10 protein-coding genes and 5 tRNA genes are annotated in these 9,953 nt (G+C 71.3%); 8 read left to right on the forward strand and 7 right to left on the reverse strand.

Annotated features, from left to right (window positions below):
• The first annotated feature begins 152 nt into the window (after positions 1 to 152).
• Positions 153 to 470 carry a DUF2188 domain-containing protein gene (locus ABD086_RS25310; protein WP_425571601.1) on the forward strand — a complete coding sequence of 106 codons (318 nt, stop codon included), beginning with the start codon at positions 153 to 155 and terminating at the stop codon, positions 468 to 470.
• Here ABD086_RS25310 and ABD086_RS11705 read toward each other — a convergent pair.
• From ABD086_RS11705 to ABD086_RS11720, 4 genes are all read right to left on the reverse strand, one after another.
• A complete protein-coding gene (locus ABD086_RS11705) occupies positions 385 to 1,689 on the reverse strand; it encodes a PAS domain-containing sensor histidine kinase (RefSeq protein WP_343907711.1) in 1,305 nt (434 codons plus the stop codon). The genes ABD086_RS25310 and ABD086_RS11705 overlap by 86 nt on opposite strands.
• 313 nt (positions 1,690 to 2,002) lie before the next feature.
• Positions 2,003 to 2,077 (reverse strand) — tRNA-Val (locus ABD086_RS11710).
• Between the two features lie 27 nt (positions 2,078 to 2,104).
• Positions 2,105 to 2,178: transfer RNA gene (locus ABD086_RS11715), tRNA-Cys, on the reverse strand.
• Positions 2,179 to 2,209: 31 nt separating this feature from the next.
• Positions 2,210 to 2,282, reverse strand: a tRNA-Gly gene (locus ABD086_RS11720).
• 133 nt (positions 2,283 to 2,415) lie between these two features.
• On the opposite strand from ABD086_RS11720, the gene ABD086_RS11725 reads away from it, so the two are divergent.
• Positions 2,416 to 3,237, forward strand: coding sequence for an aminotransferase class IV (locus ABD086_RS11725; RefSeq protein ID WP_343907712.1), 822 nt, complete (start codon positions 2,416 to 2,418; stop codon positions 3,235 to 3,237).
• Here ABD086_RS11725 and ABD086_RS11730 read toward each other — a convergent pair.
• Positions 3,223 to 3,684, reverse strand: coding sequence for an SsgA family sporulation/cell division regulator (locus tag ABD086_RS11730; protein WP_343907713.1), 462 nt, complete (start codon positions 3,682 to 3,684; stop codon positions 3,223 to 3,225). The two genes, ABD086_RS11725 and ABD086_RS11730, sit on opposite strands and share 15 nt — an antisense overlap.
• 56 nt (positions 3,685 to 3,740) lie before the next feature.
• Between ABD086_RS11730 and ABD086_RS11735 the strand changes: the two genes are divergently transcribed.
• Positions 3,741 to 3,812 (forward strand) — tRNA-Val (locus tag ABD086_RS11735).
• A gap of 42 nt (positions 3,813 to 3,854) precedes the next feature.
• A tRNA-Val gene (locus tag ABD086_RS11740) sits at positions 3,855 to 3,925 on the forward strand.
• A 106-nt stretch (positions 3,926 to 4,031) separates the two neighbouring features.
• Here the strand turns inward: ABD086_RS11740 and ABD086_RS11745 are convergent.
• Together ABD086_RS11745 and ABD086_RS11750 are read right to left on the reverse strand one after the other, a co-directional pair.
• A complete protein-coding gene (locus tag ABD086_RS11745; RefSeq protein ID WP_343907714.1) occupies positions 4,032 to 5,804 on the reverse strand; it encodes an AMP-dependent synthetase/ligase in 1,773 nt (590 codons plus the stop codon).
• 62 nt (positions 5,805 to 5,866) lie between these two features.
• Entirely contained in the window at positions 5,867 to 6,418 is a 552-nt protein-coding gene (locus ABD086_RS11750; protein ID WP_343907715.1) for a GNAT family N-acetyltransferase, read from the reverse strand.
• A 126-nt stretch (positions 6,419 to 6,544) separates the two neighbouring features.
• On the opposite strand from ABD086_RS11750, the gene ABD086_RS11755 reads away from it, so the two are divergent.
• The 4 genes from ABD086_RS11755 to ABD086_RS11770 all read left to right on the forward strand — a co-directional run.
• Complete coding sequence (locus ABD086_RS11755; protein ID WP_343907716.1) at positions 6,545 to 7,240, forward strand: NADPH-dependent F420 reductase; 696 nt, start codon at positions 6,545 to 6,547, stop codon at positions 7,238 to 7,240.
• Positions 7,241 to 7,278: 38 nt separating this feature from the next.
• Positions 7,279 to 7,704 carry a hypothetical protein gene (locus ABD086_RS11760; RefSeq protein ID WP_343907717.1) on the forward strand — a complete coding sequence of 142 codons (426 nt, stop codon included), beginning with the start codon at positions 7,279 to 7,281 and terminating at the stop codon, positions 7,702 to 7,704.
• A gap of 76 nt (positions 7,705 to 7,780) precedes the next feature.
• Positions 7,781 to 9,769, forward strand: coding sequence for a threonine--tRNA ligase (gene thrS / locus ABD086_RS11765; RefSeq protein ID WP_343907718.1), 1,989 nt, complete (start codon positions 7,781 to 7,783; stop codon positions 9,767 to 9,769).
• Between the two features lie 3 nt (positions 9,770 to 9,772).
• Positions 9,773 to 9,953: hypothetical protein (locus ABD086_RS11770; RefSeq protein ID WP_343907719.1), on the forward strand; the 181-nt coding region annotated here is incomplete at its 3' end.

The raw sequence follows: 9,953 nt of genomic DNA on the forward strand, positions 1-9,953 counted from the left end.
CCGCGCTCGCGGCCGCCGCCGACCGTGGCGTCGCCGAGGTCGAGCGGAACGTCGCCGGGGCGGACGACCCGGCTGACCCGGTCGGCGACTAGCGGCGCGGCCGCCCGGGTACGGCGTCGTTCCTGCAGTCGCTACTGGAGCGGAGGTTGACCATGCCTGAAGGCGACGTGGAGACGTTCCACCGGGACGGGAAGTGGCACAACCGCATCGAGGGCCACGAGGTCCTCGACGGTGCGTACGACACGAAGGCGGACGCGGTCGCGGCCGGACGACAAGAGGCCGAGTCCCGCGAGGTCGAGCACATCGTGCGCGACCTCGACGGCACCATCGGCGAGAAGCACAGCCACGGCCACGACCCCCCCCCAAGTCGGGGTCCGGCGGGCCTCAAGCGGACAGCTGGGCGGGGATGCGGAAGGCGAACGTACTGCCGCGACCGGGCTCGCTCTCGACCCAGATCCGGCCGTCCATGAGCTCGACCAACTCCTTGCAGATCGCGAGTCCCAGGCCACTGCCCCCGTAGCGCCGGGTCAGGGTCGGGTCGGCCTGGTGGAAGCTCTCGAACACGGCGTCACGGTCCTGCTCGCTCAGGCCGATGCCGGTGTCGGTGACGGTGAACACCACGTCGTCCGCCTCACCGGCGGCGGCGGCGGCGAGGACCACGGAGCCGGCGTCGGTGAACTTGATGGCGTTCTCGACCAGGTTCATCACGACCTGGAGCACCCGACCGGAGTCGCCGGTCATCGCCGCGGGCAGCGACGGGTCGATGCGCAGCTCGAAGTCCACCTGCTTCTTGCGAGCCGCGCGCCGCGCTTCGGTGGCGGCCTCCGACAGCAGGTCGCGGGGGTTGTACGGAGAGGTGTCGACGTACGTGGTGCCGGCCTCGATCGCGGAGAAGTCGAGGATCGAGTCGATGAGGGCCGTCAGCCGGTCGCCCGAGCGACCGATCCTGGCGACGAGCTCCTGCTGCACGGGGACGAGGCCGGTCTCGCCGAGGAGCTCGGCCGCAGCGATCATCGAGGTGAGCGGGGTGCGGATCTCGTGGCTCATGTTCGCCAGGAACGTCGACTTCGCCTCGGTGGCGCGCTCGAGCTCGCGCCGGACCCGGTTGGCGGCGGTGACGTCCTCGAGGAGGTCGTAGGCGCCCACGACGCGGCCCGCCACGACGATGGGGATCCCGGTCACGCGGAGGTCGACCCGCTCTCCGTCGGCGCGGCTGACGCTGATCTCGAAGCGTTGTGCTCGGCCGGCGAGCATCTCCTCGAACCGCCGGCCCATCGCCTCCCGGTCCGCCGGGTCGACCAGCACGCTGTAGTGCTGACCCCTCAGCTGACCGGGCTGGAGACCCATGAGCGCCTTGGCCGCGTCGTTCGACTCGACGAACCGGCCGCTGACGTCGATGGAGACGATCGCGAGGGGGTTCAGCCGGAAGAGCGACCGGTAGCGCTCGGTCGACTCCGCCAAGGAGGTCTCAGCCGCCCGGAGCAGCTGGGCGTCGCGCCTGAGCTCGCGGGCACGGCGCCAGGAGTAGACGGCCAGGGAGATCGTGGTGACCAGGGTCGCGACCAGGACCTCGTCGAGGTTCCACTCCTCGTGCGCGCGGGTCCAGTCCTCGAACCACTCGAACAGCTCGTAGCCGGAGGCGACCGAGTAGGCGAGCAGGGCGACACCCGCGACGACGACTGCTTCCACCCAGGAGCTCGACCGCGTACGCCGTGCCCCCGGACCTGCGGGGCGCGGCGGGACGACCCTCGTGGGCGCAGCTGTCATCATGCCCCCCTTCGATGTCGGCGCGTCCGACGAACTTTACTTTCGGGGCGCAGCCCTGTCCCGGGAATCCGGCGGGCGGCCGGTCGCCGGCACTGGAGTCGGACGACATACGCGCTCGCACCAGGCGATGACCGCACCGAGCGGGGCGGGGCCCTGTCGCCCACAGATCGCACGCGACCCGAAATGCAGCGAGCCCCTGAGAGGCGTCATGCCAGCTCAGGGGCCGTCTTCACTCTGGTGGGCGATACTGGGTTTGAACCAGTGACCTCTTCCGTGTCAAGGAAGCGCGCTACCGCTGCGCCAATCGCCCGGGTCTTGAGTTAGGGGAGGGACTGCGTGGAGGTGGGTACGGGATTTGAACCCGTGTACACGGATTTGCAGTCCGTTGCCTCGCCTCTCGGCCAACCCACCATGGAGGCCAAACCAGGGAGAGACCTCTCCGAGCGGACGACGAGGCTCGAACTCGCGACCTCAACCTTGGCAAGGTTGCGCTCTACCAACTGAGCTACGTCCGCTTGCGCTCCGATCCGGTCTCCCGGTCGGCGTGCGTGAGAACAGTAGCCGATGCCCCAGACCATGCAAAATCGGGCTCCGAACGGCGCGTTGCCCTGTCGTTGCCGGGTGTTCACCGGGTCCTAGGGTGTGCCCATGCGCGCCTGGATGAACGGTGACCTGCTCCCCGACGCGACCGTTCCGGCGGTGCTCGTCAGCGACCACGGGCTCACCGTCGGGGACGGTGTGTTCGAGGCGATCAAGGTCGTCGACGGGCTGCCGTTCGCCCTCGACCTGCACCTCGAGCGGCTGCACCGCTCGGCGGCGGGCCTCGGCCTGCCGGCGGTCGACGAGGCCGCCGTACGCCGCGGGATCGCGGCCGTGCTCGAGGGCGGGGGGCTGCCGCTGGGCCGGCTCCGCATCACGGTCACCGGCGGGCCGGCGCCGATGGGGTCGGGCCGGGGCGACGCCGCGCCGACGGTGATCGTCGTCGCCGACGCCATGACCCCGTGGCCGGAGACGACCGCGGTGGCCACCGTGCCGTGGCCCCGCAACGAGCGCGGCGCGCTGGCCGGTCTGAAGACCACGTCGTACGCCGAGAACGTCGTCGCGCTCGCCGAGGCCAGGCGCCGGGGCGCCAGCGAGGCCGTGTTCGCCAACCTCGCCGGCCACCTGTGCGAGGGCACCGGCTCGAACGTCTTCTACGTCGTCGACGGCGAGCTGCGGACCCCCACGCTGGCCAGCGGCTGCCTGGCCGGGGTCACCCGCGGGCTGATCCTGGACTGGTACGGCGGCCGCGAGGTGGACGAGCCGATCGAGGTGATCGCGCAGGCGAGCGAGGTGTTCCTCGCGTCGACCACGCGCGACGCCCAGGGCGTGGCCCGCTGGGACGACCGGGAGCTCGCGGCACCCGGACCGGTCACGACCGAGGTCCGGGCCACCTGGCGCAAGCGGGAGCCGGAGCTACTGGGCCTCTGACTGGCCGACCAGGGCCTCGACCAGCAGGTCGAGGTCGATCGTCTCCGCGCCGAGCGGCACCACGGCGAGCGTCTTCGCCAGGAACGCGTACAGCTCGCTGGTCTGCATCTGGGTCACCAGCCGGCCGTCGGGGGAGCAGAGCTCCATGACCACCGCCGCGCGGCCGTTCTCGTCGACGCTCGGGAAGAGCTGGATGTCCCCGTCGCCCGTCGGCTCGGTCAGCCCGCGCATCAGCAGGTCGCGCCCGGCCGCCCACCGCACGGAGTCGCCGTGGCCGCGGAACGTGATCCAGACGGCCCACGGGTCGCCGGCGTCGTACCCGAAGGACGCGGTCAGGTCGACGGTGCGTCCCCAGGCGTCGAGGACCTGGAGAGTGAGGTCCTGGGAGAGGGCTCCGGAGATCGGCTGCTGGGTCACGGGGACGAGACGGGGCAGCGGCCGCTCCATGACGCCGAATGTGAACGTCGGCGATCCGTAGGCTAGAGTCTGCGACCGCACAGCCCGGGCGATTGGCGCAGTGGTAGCGCGCTTCGTTCACACCGAAGAGGTCACTGGTTCGAACCCAGTATCGCCCACCGAGAGAGCCGCATCCGTCGGATGCGGCTCTTCTGCTTGCGCGGGGCGCGGTGGTAGCGCGGCTCTGCCGTTGACACCGAAGAGGTCACTGGTTCGAACCCAGTATCGCCCACCGAGACCTACCACGAGAGCCGCATCCGTCGGATGCGGCTCTGCTGTTGGCGCTGGGTCGTCCGCCTCTCGCACCTCTATACGCCGCTCCCAGGCGGACGACTCGCTCACCTCACGTCGGAGTACATCTCGTCCAGCACCGGCCGGTACGTCGTCTCCACGACCTTGCGCCGCACCTTCAGGCTCGGCGTGACCTCGCCCTCCTCGACCGTCAGGTCGCGGTCGAGGATCCGGAAGTCCTTGATGGTCTCCCAGCGGTTCAGCCGGGCGTTGACCTGGTCGATCGAGCCCTGGACGTAGTCGCGGACGGCGGGCACCGCGGTGAGCTTGGCGTAGTCGGTCTCGGTCACGCCGTGGGCGGCGGCCCACTGGGCGAGGGCCTCGGGGTCCAGCGTGATCAGCGCGGTCGCGTAGTTGCGACCCTCGGCGTGCACGACCATCTGGCTGGCCAGCGGGCAGACCGCCTTGAAGAGCATCTCGATCGACTGGGGGGCGATGTACTTCCCGCCGGACGTCTTGACCAGGTCCTTCTTGCGGTCGGTGATCCGCAGCCGGCCCTCCGCGTCGAGCTCGCCCACGTCGCCGGTGGCCAACCAGCCGTCGGGACCGAGCACCTCCGCGGTGACCTCGGGCTGCCGGTGGTAGCCGCGCATCACGCTGGGCCCCCGCACGAGGATCTCGCCGTCCTCGGCGATCCGCACCTCGGTCCCCGGAACCGGCGGGCCCACCTTGCCGAAGATCAGGTCGTCCGGCCGCACGAGGCAGGCGCCGGCGCTGGTCTCGGTCAACCCGTAGCCCTCCATCACCGACAGGCCCGCGGCGTGGAACCACGCGGCGACGTCCGGCGACAGCGCGGCGCTCCCGGAGATCAGGAAGCGGATCCGGCCACCGAGCCGGTCCCGGACCTTGGCCAGGACCAGCCGGTCGGCCACGACGTGCTGGGCTCGCGTGAACGGCCCCACCCGGCGGCCGGCGAGGCGTGCCCGGGCCACCTGGTCGCCGACGCCGAACGCCCAGCCGAAGAGCGCGGCCCGGAGCCCGCCCTCCTCCGCCACGGTCTGCACGACCTTGGCGTGCACCTTCTCGAAGATCCGCGGTGGGCCGGCCATGAACGTCGGGCGAACCTCGGCCAGGTTGGGCACGATCCGGTCCATCCGGCCGTCCACCGCGGTCGGGAAGCCGACCTGGAGCTGCACGGCCTGCAGCATCTTGCCGAACGAGTGCGACAGCGGCAGCCACAGGAACTGCAGGTCGTCCTCGCTCAGGATGTCCAGGGCCTCGGCCGCGACGCCGATGTAGGTCCAGCAGGCGTGGGTGAGCTCGACGCCCTTGGGGCGGCCGGTGGTGCCGGAGGTGTAGATGAGCGTCGCGAGGTGCTCCGGACGTACGCCGGCCACGGCGCGGTCGACCGCGTCGGGGTGCTCGGCCAGGTGCCGGGTGCCCAGCTCGCGCAGGTCGTCGAGCCCGAGCACCCAGTCGCCGTCGGGGGTGCCGTCGAAGGTGATCACCGTGCCGAGCCCGGGAAGCCGGTCCCGCTGGCTCCGCAGCTTCTCGACCTGGGCGTCGTCCTCGGCGAAGGCGATCCGCGAGTTGCTGTCGTGCAGGATGTAGCCGACGTCGTCGGGCCCCGTGGTGGGGTAGATCGTCGTGGTCGCCGCACCGGCGCAGGCGACCGCCAGGTCGGCGTACAGCCACTCGACCCGGGTGCTGCTGGCGATCGCGACCCGCTCCTCCGGGCGGATGCCGAGCGCGAGCAGTCCGGCGGCCAGGGTGCGCACGATCTCGCCCGTCTGGCCCCAGGTGACCGACTCCCAGTGATCGTCCATCGGGAAGCGGTACGCCTCGGCGTCGGGGGTCGCGGCGACCCGGTCGAGCAGCATGCGCGGAACGGACGTCGCCTGGCCGGGAAGCGGTTCGTAGGGGGAAGGGGTGGTCTCGGACATCACGGGTCTCCAGTCGGGTCGGGGCGGGGGTCGTCGGGCTCGGTGAGGTCCACGACGACGTCGAGCCGGTTGATCCCGGCCGGCGTCGTGGTGGTCCTGCCGAGGCGGCGGAGCATCGCCACGGACGCCTCGTTGTCCGCGGCGACGGTGGTGACGAGCCGGCTGACGCCGACCGGTCGCTGGCGCATCAGCTCGGCCAGCAGGGCGGTGGCGACGCCGCGCCCCTGCCACGCGTCGAGGACGGTCACGGCGACGTCCGCGGCCGTGGGGTCCTGCCGGTACCGGATGGTCCGCGCGACGCCGACGGGCACCCCCACGTGGTCGTCGTCGACGACCGCGAGCGCCAGCGCCACGTGGTCCAGGCCGTCGACGTCGTCGACCAGGTGGTCGAGCAGGTCGTCGTTCAGGTGCGGCACGGGTGCGAGGAACCGGTGGTAGCGCGCGTCGACGGAGAGCTGCTCGTACCCGTCGCGCAGCGCCTCCCGGTCCTCCGGGTGCAGGGGCAGGACGAGGGCGAGCGTCCCGTCCGTGAGACGGGTCTCGGCGATCATGTCCCTCGCCTCATGCCACCAGCCTGGTCCGCCTCGGCACCCGGCACAGCGGCGTTGGTCCCGCCCGGGCCGGGACCAACGACCGTGCCGGAGGAATGGGGGTGGCGCCGGGCCGGTTCTCCCTCCATGACGACCATCGGACTGATCGGTTCAGGCAACATCGGCAGCACCGTCGCCCGGCTCGCGGTGGACGCGGGCTACGACGTCGTGCTCAGCAACAGCCGCGGGCCCGAGAGCCTCGCGGACCTGGTCGCCGACCTCGGCGACCACGCGCGGGCGGCGACCGCGGAGGAGGCCGCGGCGGCGGGCGACCTGGTGGTCGTGACCGTGCCCCTCAAGAGCGTCCCCGACGTCCCCGTGGAGCCGCTGCGCGGCAAGGTCGTGATCGACACCTGCAACTACTACCCGCAGCGCGACGGGCACGTCGCCGAGCTCGACGACGAGTCGACGACCACCTCCGAGATCGTCCAGGCGCACCTCGCCGGCTCGAAGGTCGTGAAGGCCTTCAACAACATCTACTTCGAGTTCCTCCGCCGCCTGGCCCGTCCGCAGGGCGACCCCGAGCGCAGCGTGCTCGCGATCGCCGGCGACGACGAGGACGCCAAGCAGGCGGTCGCGGAGTTCCTCGACGAGATCGGGTACGACGCCTACAACGTCGGCCCGCTCGCGGAGGGCTGGCGGTTCCAGCGCGACACCGCGGCCTACGCCGGGTTGTACGTCGACGGCGAGGTCACGTCGTGGCCGCCGCAGCACGCCCGCCGGGTCGACGTGGATCTGCTGCGCGAGAAGCTGGACCAGGCCAAGCGCTACCGCGACATGTGAGGGTTTCGGCCCGGGCTGGCAGCGGGCACTGCGGCGGCGTGACGATCCTTCCGCGCGCCGCCGGGGCGCTCGCCGCCTGCCTGGTCGCCCTCACCGCGTGCTCCGGCAGCGACGGGTCGCCGTCCTCCGATGCCCACACGACCGCCTGCCGCACCTACCAGCTCGAGACCGGTGGGCAGGACGGCCGGGCGGTGACCCTGCTGGACCGTGCCGCGCGGTCCGGGTCCTGGGACAACACCGTGGTCAACGACGCGCTCGCCTCGGTCCGCGCCGCGGCGACCCACGCCGGCCTCGTCGAGGGCCTGTCGGAGGACGACTTCGGGGCCTTCAGCGGTCTCGTCGACGCCACCGTCGCGGCCTACGCCCGCGCGAACCCGAACGGCGGCCTGGGGATCACCGGTGCCACCGGCGCCATCCTCGGCAAGGCGGTCGACGCGGTCCACGCCGCCTGCGACCTCGACTGAGCGCGAAACCGATGCGCGTCGACGGTCGGGCCCTCGATACGATCGAACGGTCCGCTTCCGACTCCGAGGAGACACTGTGTCCGACCTGAAGATCGCCTTCGCCCACGCCGACGCGCGTGAGGAGCGGACGGTCACGACGGGCACCAAGGCCTGGGAGCTCTACCGCGACGACGACAAGATCATCGCCGCGCGGGTCAACGGCCAGCTCAAGGACCTGTCCTACGAGCTCGCCGACGGCGACGAGGTCGAGGGCGTCGCCATCGACAGCAAGGACGGCCACGACATCCTGCGGCACTCGACCGCGCACGTGATGGCGCAGGCCGTGCAGCAGCTGTTCCCGGAGGCGAAGCTCGGCATCGGCCCGCCGGTGGAGAACGGCTTCTACTACGACTTCGACGTCGAGACCCCGTTCGTGCCCGACGACCTCGCGAAGATCGAGACCGCGATGCGGAAGATCATCAAGGAGGGCCAGCGGTTCGAGCGGCGCGTCACCACCGACCACGACGCGATCGCGGAGCTGAAGGACGAGCCGTACAAGATCGAGCTGATCGGGCTGAAGGGCTCGGGGAAGTCCGAGGACGCCGCCGAGGGCGCCAGCGTCGAGGTCGGCGCCGGCGAGCTCACCATCTACGACAACGTCCGCCGCAACGGCGAGGTCGCCTGGAGCGACCTGTGCCGCGGCCCGCACCTGCCGACCACCAAGCGCATCCCGGCGTTCAAGCTGATGCGGTCGGCGGCGGCGTACTGGCGCGGCGACGAGAAGAACAAGCAGCTCCAGCGGATCTACGGCACCGCCTGGGAGTCCAAGGAGGCGCTCGAGGAGCACCTGCACCGGATCGAGGAGGCCGAGCGGCGCGACCACCGCAAGCTCGGCCGCGACCTGGACCTGTTCAGCTTCCCGGACGAGATCGGCTCCGGCCTGGTCGTGTTCCACCCCAAGGGCGGGATCATCAAGCGGGAGATGGAGGACTACGTCCGCCAGCGGCACATCGAGGAGGGCTTCCAGTACGTCGGCACGCCCCACATCAGCAAGGAGGGGCTGTTCCACACCTCCGGGCACCTGCCGTACTACGCGGACACCATGTTCCCCCCGATGGAGTTCGAGGGCGCGAACTACTACCTCAAGGCGATGAACTGCCCGATGCACAACCTGATCTTCAGGTCGCGCGGGCGGTCCTACCGCGAGCTGCCGCTGCGGCTGTTCGAGTTCGGCTCGGTCTACCGCTACGAGAAGTCCGGCGTCGTGCACGGCCTGACCCGGGTCCGCGGACTCACCCAGGACGACTCGCACTCCTACGTCACCCCGGAGCAGGCGCCCGACGAGGTGAAGCACCTGCTGAACTTCGTGCTGAGCCTGCTCCGCGACTTCGGTCTCGACGACTACTACCTCGAGCTGTCGACCCGCGACGACTCCAAGAAGGACAAGTTCGTGGGCACCGACGAGGACTGGGCGGTCGCGACCCAGGTGCTCGAGGACGTCGCGAAGGAGACCGGCCTCGAGCTGGTGCCCGACCCGGGCGGCGCCGCGTTCTACGGCCCGAAGATCTCGGTGCAGGCGCGCGACGCCATCGGCCGCACCTGGCAGATGTCGACGATCCAGTACGACTTCAACCAGCCCAAGGGCTTCGAGCTGGAGTTCCAGGCCGCCGACGGCACCCGCCAGCAGCCGGTGATGATCCACTCGGCGAAGTTCGGGTCGATCGAGCGGTTCTTCGGCGTGCTGGTCGAGCACTATGCCGGCGCCTTCCCTCCGTGGCTCGCGCCCGTGCAGGTGCAGGCGATCCCGATCGCCGAGCGGCACAACGAGTACCTCGAGGGCGTCGCCCGGCAGATGCGGGAGCAGGGGCTGCGCGTCGAGGTCGACGACTCCGATGACCGGATGCAGAAGAAGATCCGCAACGCGCAGCTGCAGAAGGTGCCGTTCATGGTGATCGCCGGTGACGACGACATGGCGGCCGGCGCGGTGTCGTTCCGCTACCGCGACGGCCACCAGGACAACGGCGTGCCGATCGACGAGGCGATCCAGCGGGTCGCGGCGGCGGTGGCGAGCCGCACGCAGGTCTAGCGGGTGCGGCGGCTGGCGGGGATCGTCCTGGTCCTCGCCGCGACCGCGTGCTCGCCGCCGGGCGTCGACGAGACGCCCACCCCCGCCACGCCGCGGCCGACGTCGGTGGTCCGGGCGACGCAGGATCCCGCTGCCGCGCGGCTGCAGGCGCTGGCCCGGCTGGCCGAGTCGGCGGGGGGCGGCG

This window comes from Nocardioides aquiterrae (assembly GCF_039526625.1).
Lineage (GTDB): Bacteria > Actinomycetota > Actinomycetes > Propionibacteriales > Nocardioidaceae > Nocardioides > Nocardioides aquiterrae.